Here is a 16,520-nt window from a genome sequence, read left to right as displayed (position 1 = left end):
TGGTCGAGGTTCTGAAGCAGGGGAGCGAGCTTGACCCGCTGGCCCTCTGGGAAGACCCTGACACAGGCAAGCTCACGGTGGCGGATGCTGGAGTTCATGCGGGAAGGCGACCCTGTCGTTCAGTACTAGGTCGTAGCCGTCAGCAATCTCTTCCCCGTCTTCCCGTCGCCGGGCGTCCTCGGTCATCTTACGCCAAGCCAAAGCTGACTGAAGCGACCAAGCATCATCATTGCTGAGTTGCCGCTGTGCTCTGCGAATGTCACCAAGTGCGATGTCACGGCGCTTGCGAGCTTCCGGCAAGTGGCGGGTAGCCAGTCCCTTCTTGATCTCCTTCCCCAGCGGCTTGCCGTCCCACGGGTTGGGAAGGCCGATGAGATCGGGCGGGGTGAGCATACGGAATACCCAGCTCTTGCCGGGTCCGCGAGGCTGCACGAGGTAGCGCATGTCGTCCTTCTCGGTCTCTCTGTGGTCCATTCTGGACAACAGGCCGTTGGACATCGCGCTAAAATCTCTGCAATTTCAATCGCTTAGGGTTGGTGGCGGAGACGAAGGGATTCGAACCCTCGAGACCCTTTAGAGGTCTGCGCCCTTAGCAGGGGCGTGCCTTCGACCACTCGGCCACGTCTCCGCCTGCCCGTTTATCGGGGAGGTTCGGCAGGGGCAAGCGGAAAGTCGGGATCGTGATCGGATTGCTGGCGGCCTGGTCGAGGGGGAGGGGCGGGCAGGGTCGGGAGGGACGCAGGGCAGGGAGCAGGGGCAGGGGTGCGGGCGGGTCCTGGAAGGCGGGCAGGGGCCTGTCAGCGGGCCTCCGGAGGATGGTGGCCGTCCCTGTCAGGCGCGGCGGTGCGGGACGGGGCGCCCAGACCGGCCACCACCCGGTCGGCCATGCCCCGGCAGCGGGCGCCGTCGAAGGGGAAGACCGCCTCGAACCCGCCCTGCAGCTGCGCTTCCAGCGTCGCCCGCAGCCGCCGGCGCGCGCGGAAGAGGCGGGTCTTCACCGTGATCGGGTTCAGCCGCAGGTCGCGGGCGATGGCCAGCACGCTCATCGCCTCGGCCTCGCGCAGAAGGAAGACCAGGCGCAACTCGGGGGGCAGGGCGGCGATGGCGGCCTCCAGCAGGTGGCGCACCTCGGCCCGGCCGACCAGGCTTTCCGTGCCTTCGGGTTCTACGCCGGGGAAGGCGATCACCCGGTTGCTGTCCGCCTCGCGCAGCGTATCGTATTCCTCGACCGGCCGGGCGCCGCGGCGCTGCATGGCGGCGAGGTTCAGGGCGATCCGGGCAAGCCAGGTCGAGAACCGGGACGCGCCACGAAATCCCGCGATGGCGGTGAAGGCGCGGACATAGGTTTCCTGGACCAGTTCCTCGGCCTCGGCATCGCTGCCGACGAGGCCCCGCGCCAGCCGGAAGAGGCGCGGATTGCAGCGGCGCACCAGTTCGCGCACGGCGGCCTCGTCATGGAGCTGGGCAAGGGCGACCAGTTCGGCCTCGGTCAGGCCGGGGGGCGCGGGGGGCAGGGGAAGCGGCAGGCTCATGGCGTTCCTCCTTTCAGGACCGGCCGGCGCAGGATCTCTGCCACCGCCGGGAAGGCCGCCAGCGCGACCTCGGGCAGGTCGCCGGGGGGATAGTCCGGCGCCTCCCAGCCCGGATCGCCGGGGCGCCCGACCACCAGCCGGCCGACCATGCCCGCCATCTCGTGCGGCTGGCAGTAGAAATCATATACCCCCGGCACCTCGGGCACGACGGCAAAGCTGTCGCCGGGCAGCAGAAAGCCGCTGTCCCAAGGCGTCGCCGCCCGGGGAATGCGCCGGGGGCGGTCCAGGATCGAGGGGTGGTAGCAGGTCGCGGTATGGCTGTTGCCGGGGTCGCGGTTGACGAACCGCACCTTGGTCCCCGCCGCCACGGCCAGGCCCAGGGGGGCGAACCAGACCTGTTCGCCCCGGGCGCTGCCTTTCATCTCGATCACGGTCTCTCCGGCCGCCAGCGCCGGCGCCGCGCAGAGGACGGCGAGACCGCCCCCTGCCAGCAGGACCTTGCGCCGCGTGAGGCTCATTGCGCCAGCCGTCCCTTGGCCTCGGCGTCGTGATACAGCACCACATGCGCATGCGGGGCTTCGACGCCGGGATGGCCGGCGTTGTAATAGATGTCGACGCCGGTGACCGAGGGATTGCCCACCGCAAGGTCGTTGAAGGCCTTGCCGCCCTCGAGATCGGCCAGCGGCACCATGTAGATGGTGGCCGAGAGCTTGCCGTCGTGGTCATAGCCGAGGAACGGGCCGGCCGGCAGCGTGGCGGGATCGACGTAAAGCTGGCCGAGGCCGGGCAGGAAATCCGGCAGCTGCACCAGAGAGCTGACGGCGGCATAGGGCGCGGGCGGCGGGGCATTGTCCTGGGCGAGGGATGCGGTCGCGGCCAGGGCGAAGGCGGCGCAAAGCATGGACAGGCGTTGCATGACGGGACTCCTTGGGACGGGGCCGGGATTGGCCCTACTCCGTTGGATGCAGCGCGCGGCGAAAGGTTCCCGGAAATCCGCGCAGGACGCGCCTCAGGTCGCGTCGAAAGCGGGCAGGCCCTCCAGCGTCGCGATGAAGCGCGAGAAGAGTTCCCCCTGCGAGCTGATGCGCAGCTTGCCATAGATGTTGCGCCGGTGAATCCGCACGGTTCCGGGCGAGATCCCCAGCATCCGGCCGATCGCCTCGGCCGAATGGCCTTTCAGGGTGAATTCCACCACCTCGCGCTCGCGCGGGGTAAGGAGGCCCGCGCCGAAGCTGTGGAAGCTTTTCTCGATGTCGCGGCCGCGCTCGCCCTGCCGGGGCTGGGCGGGGTGGAACGCCTTGCCGATGTCGCGCCAGTGCTGGCCGACCACGGCGTTGACCACCGCCCGCATCCCGGCCAGCGCGCGCAATTCGCGGTTGGTGAAGGGCTTGTCGGCCCGCATCAGCGACAGCACGATCACCGCGCCTGCGCCGAGGTCGGAGAAGAAGGCGATTTCCTCGGCCAGCCCGGTCTGGGCATAATAGCTGCGGAAATATTCGCCCTGGTAGAAGCGGTCGGGCGCCAGTTCGCGCAGCCGGTATAGCCCCGGCTGCGCGGCCGAGGTCGCGGCGAGGTAGAACGGGTCCAGCAGGTAAGGTCCGGCCTGGTAGTCGGTGACGAAGACCTTGCGCTTTTCCGGCGGGAAATCGTCCCACAGGTCCAGCGGCCGCGCCGAGCCGCAATAGCCGAAGATCACCGTATAGCTGTAGGGCACCACCGCGCGCAGAAGCTGCGCCAGCCGCGCCGGGCAGGAGGCCGAGCCGATCGCCGCCACCGCCGCGCCGATCTGCTCCATCCGCGTCTGGCCTTCCGGTGCTGCGGGCTCGGGCATGAGGGTATGCATTTTATGATATATACAGGCTCGGCCGGGTTTTCTACGCTTGCAGCCGTAATGAAGCATATGCAGCGCCCGATGAACAGTGACTCCGAAACCCCGATCGCCGAGCTGAGGGGCACCTCCAAGCACTACGGTGCCGTCGTCGCGGCGCAGGAGCTGGACCTGTCGATCCGGCGCGGCGAGTTCCTGTCTTTCCTCGGCCCTTCCGGCTGCGGCAAGACCACCGCGTTGCGGATGCTGGCCGGGTTCGAGACCCCGACCTCGGGCGAGGTGCTGCTGGACGGGCAGCGGGTGAACCACCTGCCGCCGCACCAGCGCCCGGTGAACATGGTGTTCCAGCACTATGCGCTGTTTCCCCACATGACCGTGGCCGAGAACATCGCCTATGGCCTGCGCCAGCGCCGGCCGCAGCCCGACAGGGCCAGCATCGCCGAGGCGGTGGAGCGGATGCTGGAAACCGTCCGCCTGCCGGGCTTCGGCAACCGCCGGATCTGGGAGATGTCGGGCGGCCAGCAGCAGCGCGTGGCGCTGGCCCGCGCCATCGTCAACCAGCCGAAGCTTCTGCTGCTGGACGAGCCGATGGCCGCGCTGGACAAGAAGCTGCGCCGCGACATGCAGATCGAGCTGCAAAGCCTGCAGCGCCAGTTGGGCATCACCTTCGTCCTTGTCACCCATGACCAGGAAGAGGCTTTGTCGATGTCGGATCGGATCTGCATCATGCAGGGCGGGCGGATCGTGCAGGTCGGCACCCCGCGCGAGCTGTATGACCGGCCGCTGAACCGCTATGTGGCGGATTTCGTGGGGAAATCTAACTTCTTTTCCGGCATCGTGCAGGACGGCGCGCTGCTGGCCGGGGGGCAGCGCATCGCCGCGGCCTCGGGGGCTGCCGGCATGGCGGTCACGGCCAGCCTGCGCCCCGAACAGATCGCCCTGTCCCGGGCGCCCGTGGAGGGCATGGTCAACCTGCCGGTGCGCATCGAGGCGCGGATCTTCCTGGGCGAGCATACCGAATACCTGGTGCGCCACGACCGGCTGGGCGCGTTCCTGATCCTTGTCCCGCGCCAGGCCGAGGCGGCCGAGGGCGGGTTCGAGCCGGGCGCCGAGGCCCATGCCAACTGGCGCGCCGAGGCCGCGCTGATCCTTGCCGACTGAACCAAGAACCAACTGGGGAGAAAGACCATGACCGACAGGAATGACCAGATCTCTCGCGACATGTTCATCGCCGAGCTGATGCGCTACCGGAAGGGGTCGGTCAGCCGCCGCCACTTCCTGGGCGTGACCGGCCTTGGCGCCGCGACGGCGGTGCTGGGCTCGGCCATGCCGGGCCTGCGCGGCGCGGCCTGGGCGCAGGAGGGGATCGGCGACCGCGTCGTCCTCGCCTCCTGGCCGAACTACCACGACCCGGCCAATTTCGAGGCCTTCGCCGCCGCCACCGGCGCGGCGGTGGACATGAACGTCTTCGGCTCGAACGAGGAGATGCTGGCCAAGCTGCAGGCCGGCGGCTCGGGCTGGGACGTGTTCGTGCCGACGAACTACACGATCTCGACCTATGTCGCCGAGGGGCTGATCCAGCCCCTGGACCTGTCGCGGATCCCGAACTACGACCTTGCCAGCTTCGACGCCCGCTTCGCCGAGCCCGGCACCGTCGACGGCCAGGTCTATGCCGTGTCGCGCAACTGGGGCACCACGGGCTTTGCGGTCAATACCGCCATGCTGAACGGCGCGCCGAAGCCCGTCAGCTGGAAAGAGTTCTGGGACATGACCATGGATGCCTTCTCGGGCCGGTCCATGGTGCATGACTATCAGCTGACCACCATCGGCAACGCGCTGAAATACTTCGGCTATTCCTTCAACTCGGTCGATCCGAAGGAACTGGCCGACGCCGAGAAGCTGCTGATGGACGCCAAGCCGCATCTCTTTGCGATCAACTCGGACTACCAGCCCTCGATGCGCTCGGGCGATGCCTGGATGACGGTCTGCTGGACCGGCGACGCCAAGCAGCTGCACAACGACATGCCCGAGATCGAATATGTCCTGGGCAAGGAGGGCGGCGAGCTGTGGAGCGACTTCCTGGCCATCGCCAAGGACGCGCCGCATCCGGACGCGGCCTATGCGCTGATCAACTACCTCCTCGACCCGGCGGTGAACGCCAAGGAGGTCCTTTTCCACGGCTATCCGGTGGCCGACAAGCGGGTGCTGGCGCTCTTGCCGCCCGAGATGCTGCAGGACCCGATCATGTTTCCGGCAGCCGAGCTGCTCAGCCCGCTGGAATTCGGCGCGGCCGTCACCCTGACCGACCCGAACCGGGCCGAGCTGATGGCGCGGTTCAAGGCGGCCTGACGATCATGCGGCAGGGCACCCGCAACACGCTTCTCCTGCTGCCTGCGGGGGCATGGCTTCTGGCCATGCTGGTCCTGCCGCTTGTCGTCGTCCTGGTGTTCAGCTTCGGCAGCCGGGGGGCGGCGGGCGGTTACGTGCCGGGCTTCGGCCTGGAGAACTATCTCAACCTCGGCTCGCGCTGGCAGGCGTTCCAGAACACGATGACGCTGGCGCCGCTGGGCACGCTGATCTGCCTGATCGTGGCCTATCCGCTGGCCTATTACCTGGCGATGCGCGCGCCGCGGCGCTGGAAGACGCTGCTTCTGGTGCTGGTGATCGTGCCGTTCTGGACCTCGATCCTGATCCGCAGCTATGCCTGGATCTATCTTCTTGGCGGCCAGGGCATCCCGTCCTGGCTGCATGCCGTCGGCCTGGGCAATCCGCGCCTGATCAACACGCCCTTCGCCGTGGTGATCGGCATCGTCTACGGCTACCTGCCGCTGATGGTCTTTCCGGTCTATGTCAGCCTGGAACGGCTGGACAAGCGCCTGCTCGAGGCCGCCAGCGACCTGGGCGCGCCGCCCTGGCGCAGCTTCCTGCAGATCACCCTGCCGATGTCGATGCCCGGGGTGGCGACGGGCTCGATGCTGGTCTTCATCCTGCTGATGGGAGAGTTCCTGATCCCCGCGCTGCTGGGCGGCGGCAAGGTGTTCTTCGTCGGCAACGCGCTGGTCGACCTGTTCCTGCAATCGCGCAACTGGCCGTTCGGGGCGGCGGTGGCGGTCAGCCTGGTGGCGGTGATGCTGGCGATCGTCGCCGCCTACATGCGCTTTACCCGGCGCTTCGCGGGCAGCCGCGACGATGTCTCGCTGATCTGACGGGGAAACGGATGCGCCTCTACGCCCTTGCGATCTACCTGTTCCTCTACATCCCGATCGGGATCATCGCGCTCTTTTCCTTCAACGCCGGGCGGCATGCCTCGCAGTTCAACGGCTTTTCGGTGCAATGGTACGGCAAGACGCTGTCCAATCCCTTCGTGATGGAGGCGCTGAAGACCAGCCTGACGGTGGCCTTCCTCTCGGCCACGCTGGCGACGGTCGCCGGGACGATGGCCGCCCTGGCGCTGCCCGCGCTGAAGGGGCGGATGCGGATCTTCTTCGACGCGGCCCTTTACGTCGCGGTCATGGTGCCGGGCATCGTGATCGGCATCGCCACGCTGATCGCGCTGGTCACGGTCTTCGACTGGGTGAACCCGCTGCTTGCCGCGCTCTGGCCCGGCGCGGAACCGCCGCAGCTGGGGCTGGGTCTCGGCTCGCTGGTGCTGGCGCATGGGCTGTTCGCGATGGCGCTGGTGGTGATCATCGTCCGCGCCCGGGTGGCGGGGATGGACCGCAGCCTGATCGAGGCCTCGGCCGACCTTGGCGCGACGCCCTGGGGCACCTTCCGCCAGGTGACCCTGCCGCAGATCGCGCCGGCCGTGCTGGCGGGGTTCCTCCTCTCCTTCACCTTCAGCTTCGACGACTTCATCATCGCCTTCTTCGTCGCCGGTCCGAACACCACGCTGCCGATCTATGTCTTCTCCTCGATCCGGCGCGGCGTGACGCCGGAGATCAACGCCATCGGCACCATGGTCATGGCGGTCTCGCTGGTCCTTCTGATCATCGCGCAGGGCATGCTGCAAAGGCGGCGGGCATGAGCTTGCGGGACCGGGTGGCGCTGGTCACCGGCGCCGGGGCCGGGATCGGCCGGGCCGGGGCGCTGGCGCTGGCGCGTGAGGGGGCGGTGGTCGTCGTGACCGACCTTGACGGCGCCCGCGCCGCCGCGGTCGCCGGGGAGATCACCGCCGCCGATGGCCGCGCCGAGGCACAGGCGCTGGATGCCGCCGACGACGCCGCCGTGCGGGCGCTGGTGCAGGGCGTGGCCGACCGGCACGGGCGGCTCGACGTCCTGCATTCCCATGCCGGGATCCAGATCCCCGGCCGGCTGGAGGACATCAGCGCCGAGCAGATGGACGCCTCCTGGCGGCTGAACGTGCGGTCGCATTTCGTCATCGCCCAGGCCGCGATGCCGGTGATGCGGCGGCAGGGCAGGGGGTCGATCATCGTCACCGCGTCGAATTCCGGCGTGCAATATGACCGCGAGATGATCGCCTATTGCACCACCAAGCACGCGGTCATCGCCATGGTCCGCCAGATCGCGGTCGACTATGCCCGCCACGGCATCCGCTGCAACGCGCTATGCCCCGGCTTCATCGACACCATCTTCAACCGGGGGTTCGAGGCCCAGATGGGCGGCCGCACGGCGCTGGAGGGCTATGTCGCCAACGCCATCCCGATGGGCCGCTGGGGCACGCCGGGGGAGATCGCCGAGGGCATCGTCTACCTCGCCTCGGACCGCTCCTCCTTCATGACCGGGCATGCGCTGGTGATCGACGGGGCCGAGTCGCTTTAGCCGAAGCGCCGCCGCGCATCCAGCGCAAGGCCCGTGCCGACCGAGCCCAGCATGTCGCCGCTGGCCAGCCGCGCGCCGGGAAGGGCGGCCTGCACCGTGGCGCGCAGGATCGGCAGCTGCGACGAGCCGCCGGTCAGGAAGACCGTGCCGATCCGCTCCGCCGCCAGCCCGGCATCGGCCAGCGTCGCCGCGATTAGCGCCGAAATCCGGGCGACCGGGGCCTCGACCGCCGTCTCGAAACGGTCGCGCCGCGCCACCGGGTTCGGCCCCCCGGTCAGCGGCGCCAGCATCAGGCGCGAGGCTTCGGTTCCGGACAGGTCGATCTTCGCCCGCTCCACCTCCATCGCCAGCGCATGGCCGTGGCGCCCGGCGACGACATGGATCATCCGGTCCACCAGCTCGGGCCGGTCGGCCTCGTGCCGCAGCGCCTTCAGGTCCGCCGCCGTCCGCGCGGTGTAAAGCGCGTTGATCCGGTGCCAGGTGGCAAGGTCCAGGTAGTAATGCCGGGGCATCAGCCCGGCGCCGCCCCTGGTGGGGCTGAGATAGCCCAGATGCGGCAGCGCCTCGGCCAGCGACAGGAGGCGGTCGAAATCGGTGCCGCCGACCCGGATGCCGCCATTGGCCAGGATGTCGCCCGCCCGGTCCGGCCGCCGCGCCCGGTCAGGGGAAAGCCGCAGGATCGAGATGTCCGAGGTGCCGCCGCCGATGTCGAAGACCAGCACGATCTCCTCGGCCTGCAAGTCCTGCTCGTAATGCAGGGCGGCGGCGACCGGCTCGAACTGGAACTCGACCTCGGTGAAGCCGCAGGCGACGGCGATCTCCTGCAATGCGGTCTGGGCGGCCAGATCGGCGGCGGGGTCGTCGTCGACGAAATGCACCGGCCGCCCGAAGACTGCCCGCCGCAACCCCGGCCGGGCCAGATCGAGCCGGTCCCGCAGATGCGCGATGAACCGCTGCAATACCTCGCGGAAGCTGACCGCGCGCCGGCCGACCGCCGTGCGCTCGTCCAGCATGGCCGAGCCGAGCGTGCTTTTCAGCCCGCGCATCAGCCGGCCCTCGTCGCCTTCCAGATAGGCCGCGATGGCCGCCCGGCCGAAACGGGGCGGCGCGTCGTCGGCCTCGAAGAACACGGCCGAGGGCAGGGTGGGCAGGCCGTCCTCCAGCGCGATCAGCGCCGCGCCGGCGGTATCCGCAAGGCCGACGGTCGAGTTCGACGTGCCGAAGTCGATCCCCGCGTAAACCCTGTCCATGCCCTTGCCCCCGATCTGCCGCCGGTGCGGGCTATCCCGGCCCCCCGGCGCTGTAAAGCCGCGGTTCAGCCACGGGCGGCGGCATGGTCCCAGACCAGGGTCTCGGTCGCATTATGCGCCCCCGCCAGCCGCGAGGCGAGGACCAGGAGCCTGCCCGAGGGCAGCCGGTCCGCCAGCGCCGTGACCTCGCCCGAGGCGATCCGTCCCGCCGCGATCGACTGCGGCACCCAGGCGACGCCGAAGCCCGCGATCGACAGCTCCAGCCCCGCCAGCGTCAGCGCGCATTCGGCACGCGAATCCAGGGTCAGGCCCTGGTCCAGCGCGGGCAGGACATGGCGCTGCATCACCTCGCCGAAATAGACCTCGGCCGGGTAGGTGACGGCCGGCAGCACGCCCGCGCGCAGGTTCTCCTCGACCTCGGGCAGCGCGCCGGTCCCGACGACGGGCACCAGCCGGTCGGTGCCGATCACCCTGGTCTCGATGAACTCCTCGCGCACCGGGGCGGGGTCGTCGCGCACCTGGAAGGTCAGGGCCAGATCGACCTGGCGCGACAGGAGAAGCGTGAGACATTCGTCCAGATTGGCCGAGGTCAGGCGGAAATGCACATCCCGGCCCGCGCCCCGCACCCGTTGCAGCATCTGCGGCGCAAGCGCGGTGGACAGCGCGTGTTGCGCCGCGATGGAGAGGCTTTTCCCCGCCATCCGGTCGCCCCGGCGCAAATCCTCGGCCAGCTGGTTCAGGGCGCCGACCATTCGCGCCATCCGGTCCAGATGCTCGGCCGTGGTCGGGCGCATCTGGACGGGCTTCTTCGAGCGGTCGAAAAGCTCGATCCCCAGATGGTCCTCGATCTGCCGGACCCGGCGCGAGAAGGCGGATTGCGTCAGGTTGCGCCGCCGGGCGGCCTCGCTGAAAGACCCGGTTTCCGCAATGCTGATCACGTCCTTCAGCCATTCCAGCCGCATCCTGGCCCCCATCATGCAGAACCCGCATGTTTTCTGGAGAGAAAGGAATTTGCAATGCCCGGCGTCCGGTGCCACCCTTGCGCGCCGGACCAAGGAAAGGACCCCGAATGCATCTCGCCCGTTTCCCCCGCGTCTTCCTCGCGCATCTGCCCACCCCGCTGGAACGTCTGGACCGGCTGTCGAGGGAACTTGGCGGGCCGGAGATCTGGATCAAGCGCGACGATTGCACCGGGCTTTCCACCGGCGGCAACAAGACCCGCAAGCTGGAATTCCTGATGGCCGAGGCGCAGGCCCAGGGGGCGGACATGGTGATGACGCAGGGCGCCACCCAGTCGAACCACGCCCGCCAGACCGCCGCCTTCGCCGCGAAGCTGGGCCTTGGCTGCCACCTGCTGCTCGAGGACCGCACCGGCTCGAACAACGCGAATTACAACGGCAACGGCAATGTGCTTCTGGACCATCTGCACGGGGCCACGACCGCGCGCTATCCGGGCGGCACCGACATGCAGGCGCAGATGGAGGCCGACGCCCGGCCTTTCCGCGAGGCGGGGCGCAAGGTCTATCTCATCCCCGGCGGCGGCTCGAACCCGACCGGGGCGCTGGGCTATGTGAACTGCGCCTTCGAGCTGCTGGGCCAGTTGAACGACCGCGGGCTGAAGGTGGACCACATCGTCACCGCCACCGGCTCGGCCGGGACGCAGGCGGGGCTGATCACCGGGCTGAAGGCGACGAACGCGCAGATCCCGCTTCTGGGCATCGGCGTCCGCGCCCCGCAGGACCGGCAGGAGGCGAATGTCTTCGCCCTGGCGCAGGCGACGGCCGAAAAGCTGGGCTGCCCCGGCGTCGTCGCCCGCGCCGATGTGCGGGCCGACTGCAGCTATGTCGGCGCGGGCTACGGCATGCCCGGCCCCGACACGATCGAGGCGATCCGCATGTTCGCCGAGCTGGAGGGGATCCTGCTGGATCCGGTCTATTCCGGCAAGGGCGCGGCGGGGCTGATCGACCACATCCGCAAGGGGCGCTTCGGCAAGGGGGAACGGATCGTCTTCCTTCATACCGGCGGCTCGGCGGCGCTTTTCGGCTATGACAACGTGTTCCAGGCCGGGGCCGCACCCGGATGACAGCATCCGCGCCCGCCGGACTGCCGCGCCGGGCCGCAGTTTCGCGGCGGCGGGCCGGATTAGGGCTTGCGCCGGACGGTCTTGTCGGATCGCATGGCGGTCGGGCGGGGGGTGCCGCCATTCAGGGGTGCGTGGCATGAGTCCGCGGCGCGTGGGCATATTGGGCGGCATGGGCCCGCAGGCGACCGTCCTGCTGATGGACCGTCTCATCGCCGCCGTGCCCGCCCGCGACGATGCCGACCATGTCCCGCTGATCGTGGACCAGAACCCGCAGGTGCCCTCGCGGATGCGTTTCCTGCTGGATGGCGCGGGCGAGGATCCCGCCCCGACCCTTGCCGCCATGGCCCGGCGGCTGGAAGGGGCGGGGGCCGAGGCGCTGGCCATGCCCTGCAACACGGCGCATCATTTCGTCGACGCGATCCGCGCCGCCTCGGGCCTGCCGTTTCTCGACATGGTGGCGGCCTCGGTCGCGCGGGCGCGGGAGCTGGCGGGAGGGGGGCCGGTCGGCATCCTCGGCTCGCCCGCCCTGCGCCGGATCGGCGTCTTCGACCGCGCCTGCGCCGGGGCCGGGCCGGTCCTGCTCTGGCCCCCGGACGAGGCCGCGCTGCGCGAGGCGATCGCGGCGATCAAGGCGGGCGGCAGCCATGACGCGCCCCGCGCCACGCTGCGCGCCGCCTCGGCCGAACTCCTGCAGCGCGGGGCAAGGGTGCAACTGGTGGCCTGCACCGAGTTCTCGCTGGTCGCCGACCCGACCGCGCCGAATGTCATCCCGCTTGATACGCTTGACATCCTCGTCAAGCTGATCCGGGATTTCGCAATGGACGACAAACCGGCCACAAGCGCCGATTCCAACAGGAGAGCGACATGAAGACCAGATCCAGACTGCTGCTTGCCGCGACCGGCCTTGCGCTGGCGGCGGGTCCCGTGATGGCCGAGACGGTCATCATCGGCATGTTCGGCAATCCGACGCCGATGCAGGCCGCCCGCGCCGAGAAGAAGTTCGAGGCCGCGACCGGCTGGGACATCGAATGGCGCGTCTTCGGCGCCGGGACCGAGGTGATCGCCGCCATGGCCTCGGGCGATGTGCAACTGTCCGAACTCGGCTCCTCGCCGCTGGCCATCGCCGCCAGCCAGGGGGTGGACCTGCAGGCCTTCATGATCGCCCACGGCCTTGGCACGGCGGAAAGCCTGATCGCCAAGCAGGACTCGGGGATTGCCAAGCTCGAGGACGTGAAGGGCAAGCGGATCGCGGTTCCGATCGGCTCGACCGCGCATTACTCGCTGATGGGCGCGCTGGCCCATGCCGGGATCGCCGAGACCGACGTGACCATCATCAACCTGCCCGCCGACCAGATCGCCGCGGCATGGGATTCGGGCCAGGTCGACGCCGCCTTCGTCTGGGAGCCGGTGCAGAACCAGATCCTGCAGACCGGGACCTTCATCATCGGCGCGGACCAGACCGCGCAATGGGGCTATCCGACCTTCGACGCCTGGGTGGTCAACCGCAGCTTCGCCGAGGCCAATGCCGACAAGCTGGTCGCCTTTGCCAAGGTGATCGACGAGGCGAACAAGGAATACCTCGCCGATCCCGCCGCCTGGACCGCCGACAGCGAGAAGGTCAAGACCATCGCCGAGATCACGGGCGCCGCGCCCGACCAGGTTCCGGCGATCCTGAAGGGCTTCACCTTCATCCCGCTGGCCGACCAGCTGACCGAGACCTGGATGGGCGGGGCGGCCGCGACGATGAAGAACACGGCCGAGTTCCTGGTCAAGGCCGGCCGGATCGACGCGGCGGCCGATGATTACTCGGCCTTCGTCACCACCTCGATCGCCGAAGCGGCCAAGTGATCCCATCGCCGGAAGCGGGCCATCCGCTTCCGGCCTCTCGCAGGGAAGGATGCCCATGGGGCTGGATATCAGGCAGGCGTCGGTGGTCTATCCGGGGCTGGACGGCCGACCCCCGGTCGCGGCGCTGCGCGGGATCGACCTCGCGATCGAGAACGACGATTTCGTGGTGGCGCTGGGCGCATCCGGCTGCGGCAAGTCCACGCTCCTGTCGCTGATCGCGGGCTTTCTGTCGCCGACCTCGGGCGAGGTGCTTCTGGACGGCGCCCGCGTCTTGGGTCCGGGCGCCGACCGGGCGGTGGTGTTCCAGAAACACGCGCTTCTGCCCTGGCTGAACGTGCTGGACAACGTGGCCTTCGGGCTGAAACTGCAGGGCGTGGCCGAGGCGAGGCGCTACGAGGTCGCGCGCCGCTTCCTCAAGCTCTTGGGGCTGGCCGAGTTCGAACGCTCGCGGGTCTACAACCTGTCCGGCGGGATGCAGCAGCGCGTGGGCATCGCCAGGGCGCTGACCTGCGATCCCAAGGTGCTGCTGATGGACGAACCCCTGGGCGCGCTGGACGCGCTGACGCGGGAGAAGGCGCAGGAGCTGATCCTGGACATCTGGCACCGGACGGGGAAATCGGTGTTCTTCATCACCCATTCCGTCGAGGAGGCCCTGTTCATGGGCACCAAGCTGGTGGTCATGTCGCCGCGCCCGGGCCGCATCGCCCATCGCTTCGACCTGCCGTTCTCGCGCCGGTTCCTGTCCGGCACGCCGGCGCGGACGGTCAAGTCCAGCCGCGAGTTCATCGAGCTGCGCGAAAAGGTGCTTGAGATCGTCTTTTCCGACGAGGTGGCCGTCGCATGACCGCCCGCCCCGATCCCGCCCGCCCCGACCCGGTTTCCCGCCCCCGCAGGAAGGGGCTGTTCTCCCGCCTGACCAAGGCCCGCGCCACCCGGCCCGGAGAGACCTATGGCGTGCCGGGGCAGGGGGACTCGCTTCTTCTGTCGCTGGCCTCGATCGCGGGGATCCTGTTCGTCTGGTGGCTGGTCACCTCGATGGGCTGGATCAAGCCGCTGTTCCTGCCCGGCCCGGGCGCCGTGGCGCGCAAGTTCCTCGACATCTGGCAGAACGGCTTTACCAACACGCCGTTCCTGGAACATGTCGCCGTCTCGACCGCGCGGGTGTTCGGGGCCTTCCTGCTGGCCTGCCTGATCGGCATCCCGCTTGGTCTTGCCATGGGGATGAGCCCGGTGATCCGCGGCATCTTCGATCCGCCGATCGAATTCTATCGCCCGATCCCGCCCCTGGCCTATCTGCCGCTGATGATCATCTGGTTCGGCATCGGCGAGACGTCGAAGGTCACGCTGATCTTCCTGTCGGTGCTGGCGCCGGTCGCCCTCGGCGCGCGGGCCGGGGTGAAATCCGCCGCGATCGAGCAGATCCACGCCGCCTATTCCTTCGGCGCCTCGCGCTGGCAGGTGATGCGGCAGGTGATCCTGCCCGCCGCGCTCCCCGAGATCCTGACCGCGATGCGCATCGGCATCGGCTTCGGCTGGACCACGCTCGTCGCCGCCGAGATGGTCGCCGCGACCGAGGGGCTGGGCTACATGGTGCTGTCCGCCAGCCAGTTCCTGCAGACCTCGACGGTGATCATGGGGATCATCGTGATCGCCGCCATCGCCTATGCCTTCGACCTTCTGATGCGCGCGGTCGAGCGCAAGGTCGTTCCCTGGAAAGGCCGGATGTAGCCCGATGCCCGTGACCCATCTCAAGACCGCAAGCCGGACGCCCGCGACCGGCCAGACCGATGTCCGCGCCGGCGTCGAGGCGCTCCTGGCCCGGATCGAGGCCGGCGGCGAGGCGGCGGTGCGCGACCTTGCGCGCGAGATGGACCGCTGGGAGGGGCCGGTCGTGGTCACCCCCGACGCGATCCGCGCCGCCGCGCGCCAGGTGCCCGAGACGCTGAAGGACGACATCCGCTTCGCCCATGGCAACATCAGCCGCTTCGCCCGGGCGCAGCGCGGCACGATCTCGGATTGCGAGATCGAGGTGATCCCCGGTCTCTGGGCCGGGCAGAAGCAGATCCCGGTCAGTGCCGCGGGCTGCTATGTGCCGGGCGGGCGCTACAGCCATATCGCCAGCGCGATCATGACCGTCACCACCGCGAAAGAGGCCGGGGTCGCCCATGTCACCGCCTGCTCGCCGCCGCGCCCCGGCGTGGGGATCCCGCCGGCGATCCTGTTCGCGATGGACCATTGCGGGGCGGACAGGATCCTGAACCTCGGCGGGGTGCAGGGGATCGCGGCGATGGCCAAGGGGCTGTTCGGCGGGCGCAAGGCCGACATCCTGGTCGGTCCCGGCAACCAGTATGTCGCCGAGGCCAAGCGCATCCTCTATGGCGAGATCGGCATCGACATGTTCGCCGGCCCGACCGACAGCATGGTGATCGCCGACCATACCGCCGACCCGCTGTTCGTCGCCTGGGATCTGGTCGGCCAGGCCGAGCATGGCTGGAACTCTCCGGTCTGGATGGTGACCACCGACCGCGCGCTGGCCGGGCGGGTGCTGGACCTGGTGCCGGAACTTATCGCCTCGCTGCCCGAGGCGAACGCCGCCAATGCCCGCGCCGCCTGGGCCGATTTCGCCGAGGTGATCCTCTGCGACACCGCCGCCGAGATGGTCGAGGTCGCCGACCGCACCGCGCCCGAGCATCTGCATGTGCAGGCGGCCGACCTGGACTGGTGGCTGGCGAACCTGCGTTGCTACGGCTCGCTGTTCCTGGGCGAGGAGACGACCGTGGCCTTCGGCGACAAGGCCTCGGGGCCGAACCATGTCCTGCCCACCTCGGGCGCCGCGCGCTATACCGGCGGGCTTTCGGTGCACAAGTTCATGAAGACCGTGACCTGGCAGCGCGCCAGCCGCATGGCGTCGAAACGGCTGGCCATCGCCACCGCCCGCATCTCGCGCGAGGAGGGGATGGAGGGCCACGCCCGCACCGCCGACGTGCGGCTGGCCAAGTATTTCCCGTCCGAGCAGTTCGACCTCGGCCGCCTCCAGCCGTGATCGCAGGGCGAGTGATCCACCCATCCCGCGATCACGGGACAGCAGTCCGGCCGCGGCTCACCCCGCGATAGAGATGGGGCGAGACGGTCCGCGCATCCCGGCCGTCCCGCGCGGTGGCCTTCCTAGGGTCATGCCGGCCCGGGCAATCGCAGGATGG

Annotated in this window: 18 protein-coding genes and 1 tRNA gene; 11 read left to right on the top strand and 8 right to left on the bottom strand. The window is 69.2% G+C overall.

Annotation, left to right across the window (positions count from 1 at the left end; translation table 11 throughout):
* Positions 1–72: 72 nt before the first annotated feature.
* The 6 genes from ACE3UA_RS07775 to ACE3UA_RS07750 form a co-directional block, all read right to left on the bottom strand.
* Positions 73–444 carry a hypothetical protein gene (locus ACE3UA_RS07775; protein WP_374643848.1) on the bottom strand — a complete coding sequence of 124 codons (372 nt, stop codon included), beginning with the start codon at positions 442–444 and terminating at the stop codon, positions 73–75.
* Between the two features lie 93 nt (positions 445–537).
* Positions 538–628, bottom strand: a tRNA-Ser gene (locus tag ACE3UA_RS07770).
* A gap of 169 nt (positions 629–797) precedes the next feature.
* Positions 798–1,532, bottom strand: coding sequence for an RNA polymerase sigma factor (locus ACE3UA_RS07765; RefSeq protein ID WP_374643847.1), 735 nt, complete (start codon positions 1,530–1,532; stop codon positions 798–800).
* A complete protein-coding gene (locus ACE3UA_RS07760) occupies positions 1,529–2,050 on the bottom strand; it encodes a plastocyanin/azurin family copper-binding protein (RefSeq protein ID WP_374643846.1) in 522 nt (173 codons plus the stop codon). The genes ACE3UA_RS07765 and ACE3UA_RS07760 overlap by 4 nt, the downstream gene beginning before the upstream one ends.
* Positions 2,047–2,448, bottom strand: coding sequence for a hypothetical protein (locus ACE3UA_RS07755; protein WP_374643845.1), 402 nt, complete (start codon positions 2,446–2,448; stop codon positions 2,047–2,049). The genes ACE3UA_RS07760 and ACE3UA_RS07755 overlap by 4 nt, the downstream gene beginning before the upstream one ends.
* A 93-nt stretch (positions 2,449–2,541) precedes the next feature.
* On the bottom strand, positions 2,542–3,363 hold the full coding sequence (locus ACE3UA_RS07750) for a response regulator transcription factor (protein ID WP_374643844.1): 822 nt from the start codon (positions 3,361–3,363) through the stop codon (positions 2,542–2,544).
* A gap of 81 nt (positions 3,364–3,444) precedes the next feature.
* Between ACE3UA_RS07750 and ACE3UA_RS07745 the strand changes: the two genes are divergently transcribed.
* Genes ACE3UA_RS07745 through ACE3UA_RS07725 form a run of 5 tightly spaced genes read left to right on the top strand, consistent with a single transcriptional unit; the run spans position 3,445 to position 8,139 of the window.
* Positions 3,445–4,521 carry an ABC transporter ATP-binding protein gene (locus tag ACE3UA_RS07745; protein ID WP_374643843.1) on the top strand — a complete coding sequence of 359 codons (1,077 nt, stop codon included), beginning with the start codon at positions 3,445–3,447 and terminating at the stop codon, positions 4,519–4,521.
* Between the two features lie 27 nt (positions 4,522–4,548).
* Positions 4,549–5,709, top strand: coding sequence for a PotD/PotF family extracellular solute-binding protein (locus ACE3UA_RS07740; RefSeq protein ID WP_374643842.1), 1,161 nt, complete (start codon positions 4,549–4,551; stop codon positions 5,707–5,709).
* Positions 5,710–5,714: 5 nt separating this feature from the next.
* A complete protein-coding gene (locus ACE3UA_RS07735; RefSeq protein ID WP_374643841.1) occupies positions 5,715–6,566 on the top strand; it encodes an ABC transporter permease in 852 nt (283 codons plus the stop codon).
* An 11-nt stretch (positions 6,567–6,577) separates the two neighbouring features.
* The gene (locus ACE3UA_RS07730) at positions 6,578–7,384 is read left to right on the top strand and encodes an ABC transporter permease (protein ID WP_374643840.1); all 807 of its coding nucleotides are present in this window, start codon (positions 6,578–6,580) and stop codon (positions 7,382–7,384) included.
* Complete coding sequence (locus ACE3UA_RS07725; RefSeq protein ID WP_374643839.1) at positions 7,381–8,139, top strand: SDR family NAD(P)-dependent oxidoreductase; 759 nt, start codon at positions 7,381–7,383, stop codon at positions 8,137–8,139. The genes ACE3UA_RS07730 and ACE3UA_RS07725 overlap by 4 nt, the downstream gene beginning before the upstream one ends.
* Here ACE3UA_RS07725 and ACE3UA_RS07720 read toward each other — a convergent pair.
* Both ACE3UA_RS07720 and ACE3UA_RS07715 read right to left on the bottom strand, forming a co-directional pair.
* On the bottom strand, positions 8,136–9,389 hold the full coding sequence (locus ACE3UA_RS07720; RefSeq protein WP_374643838.1) for an Hsp70 family protein: 1,254 nt from the start codon (positions 9,387–9,389) through the stop codon (positions 8,136–8,138). The two genes, ACE3UA_RS07725 and ACE3UA_RS07720, sit on opposite strands and share 4 nt — an antisense overlap.
* Before the next feature lie 65 nt (positions 9,390–9,454).
* A complete protein-coding gene (locus ACE3UA_RS07715; protein WP_374643837.1) occupies positions 9,455–10,351 on the bottom strand; it encodes a LysR family transcriptional regulator in 897 nt (298 codons plus the stop codon).
* Between the two features lie 107 nt (positions 10,352–10,458).
* On the opposite strand from ACE3UA_RS07715, the gene ACE3UA_RS07710 reads away from it, so the two are divergent.
* The 6 genes from ACE3UA_RS07710 (at position 10,459) to hisD (ending at position 16,363) form a co-directional block, all read left to right on the top strand.
* The gene (locus tag ACE3UA_RS07710; RefSeq protein ID WP_374643836.1) at positions 10,459–11,472 is read left to right on the top strand and encodes a D-cysteine desulfhydrase; all 1,014 of its coding nucleotides are present in this window, start codon (positions 10,459–10,461) and stop codon (positions 11,470–11,472) included.
* A 136-nt stretch (positions 11,473–11,608) separates the two neighbouring features.
* A complete protein-coding gene (locus ACE3UA_RS07705; RefSeq protein ID WP_374643835.1) occupies positions 11,609–12,340 on the top strand; it encodes an aspartate/glutamate racemase family protein in 732 nt (243 codons plus the stop codon).
* Positions 12,337–13,320, top strand: a complete 984-nt coding sequence (gene tauA / locus ACE3UA_RS07700; RefSeq protein WP_374643834.1) for a taurine ABC transporter substrate-binding protein — start codon at positions 12,337–12,339, stop codon at positions 13,318–13,320. The genes ACE3UA_RS07705 and tauA overlap by 4 nt, the downstream gene beginning before the upstream one ends.
* Positions 13,321–13,375: 55 nt before the next feature.
* Positions 13,376–14,164: a taurine ABC transporter ATP-binding protein gene (locus ACE3UA_RS07695; protein WP_374643833.1), complete on the top strand. Its 789-nt coding sequence runs from the start codon at positions 13,376–13,378 to the stop codon at positions 14,162–14,164.
* The gene (locus ACE3UA_RS07690) at positions 14,161–15,048 is read left to right on the top strand and encodes an ABC transporter permease subunit (protein WP_374643832.1); all 888 of its coding nucleotides are present in this window, start codon (positions 14,161–14,163) and stop codon (positions 15,046–15,048) included. Before ACE3UA_RS07695 ends, ACE3UA_RS07690 begins: the two co-directional genes overlap by 4 nt.
* 4 nt (positions 15,049–15,052) lie before the next feature.
* Complete coding sequence (gene hisD / locus ACE3UA_RS07685) at positions 15,053–16,363, top strand: histidinol dehydrogenase (RefSeq protein ID WP_374643831.1); 1,311 nt, start codon at positions 15,053–15,055, stop codon at positions 16,361–16,363.
* The last annotated feature ends 157 nt before the right edge of the window (positions 16,364–16,520 follow it).

This window comes from Tabrizicola sp. (assembly GCF_041919135.1).
GTDB lineage: Bacteria > Pseudomonadota > Alphaproteobacteria > Rhodobacterales > Rhodobacteraceae > Tabrizicola.
Note: the sequence above shows the minus strand (reverse complement) of the source record. Positions and strands in the feature narration are given on the sequence as shown.

Bases quoted from the DNA above. Each gene is read 5' to 3' on its own strand.
- ACE3UA_RS07765 (WP_374643847.1), bottom strand. From the start codon at position 1,532: ATGAGCCTGCCGCTTCCCCTGCCCCCCGCGCCCCCCGGCCTGACCGAG.
- ACE3UA_RS07695 (WP_374643833.1), top strand. From the start codon at position 13,376: ATGGGGCTGGATATCAGGCAGGCGTCGGTGGTCTATCCGGGGCTGGAC.
- hisD (WP_374643831.1), top strand. From the start codon at position 15,053: ATGCCCGTGACCCATCTCAAGACCGCAAGCCGGACGCCCGCGACCGGC.
- ACE3UA_RS07760 (WP_374643846.1), bottom strand. From the start codon at position 2,050: ATGAGCCTCACGCGGCGCAAGGTCCTGCTGGCAGGGGGCGGTCTCGCC.
- tauA (WP_374643834.1), top strand. From the start codon at position 12,337: ATGAAGACCAGATCCAGACTGCTGCTTGCCGCGACCGGCCTTGCGCTG.
- ACE3UA_RS07705 (WP_374643835.1), top strand. From the start codon at position 11,609: ATGAGTCCGCGGCGCGTGGGCATATTGGGCGGCATGGGCCCGCAGGCG.
- ACE3UA_RS07735 (WP_374643841.1), top strand. From the start codon at position 5,715: ATGCGGCAGGGCACCCGCAACACGCTTCTCCTGCTGCCTGCGGGGGCA.
- ACE3UA_RS07730 (WP_374643840.1), top strand. From the start codon at position 6,578: ATGCGCCTCTACGCCCTTGCGATCTACCTGTTCCTCTACATCCCGATC.
- ACE3UA_RS07750 (WP_374643844.1), bottom strand. From the start codon at position 3,363: ATGCCCGAGCCCGCAGCACCGGAAGGCCAGACGCGGATGGAGCAGATC.
- ACE3UA_RS07720 (WP_374643838.1), bottom strand. From the start codon at position 9,389: ATGGACAGGGTTTACGCGGGGATCGACTTCGGCACGTCGAACTCGACC.
- ACE3UA_RS07740 (WP_374643842.1), top strand. From the start codon at position 4,549: ATGACCGACAGGAATGACCAGATCTCTCGCGACATGTTCATCGCCGAG.
- ACE3UA_RS07710 (WP_374643836.1), top strand. From the start codon at position 10,459: ATGCATCTCGCCCGTTTCCCCCGCGTCTTCCTCGCGCATCTGCCCACC.
- ACE3UA_RS07725 (WP_374643839.1), top strand. From the start codon at position 7,381: ATGAGCTTGCGGGACCGGGTGGCGCTGGTCACCGGCGCCGGGGCCGGG.
- ACE3UA_RS07775 (WP_374643848.1), bottom strand. From the start codon at position 444: ATGCGCTACCTCGTGCAGCCTCGCGGACCCGGCAAGAGCTGGGTATTC.
- ACE3UA_RS07715 (WP_374643837.1), bottom strand. From the start codon at position 10,351: ATGCGGCTGGAATGGCTGAAGGACGTGATCAGCATTGCGGAAACCGGG.
- ACE3UA_RS07745 (WP_374643843.1), top strand. From the start codon at position 3,445: ATGAACAGTGACTCCGAAACCCCGATCGCCGAGCTGAGGGGCACCTCC.
- ACE3UA_RS07755 (WP_374643845.1), bottom strand. From the start codon at position 2,448: ATGCAACGCCTGTCCATGCTTTGCGCCGCCTTCGCCCTGGCCGCGACC.
- ACE3UA_RS07690 (WP_374643832.1), top strand. From the start codon at position 14,161: ATGACCGCCCGCCCCGATCCCGCCCGCCCCGACCCGGTTTCCCGCCCC.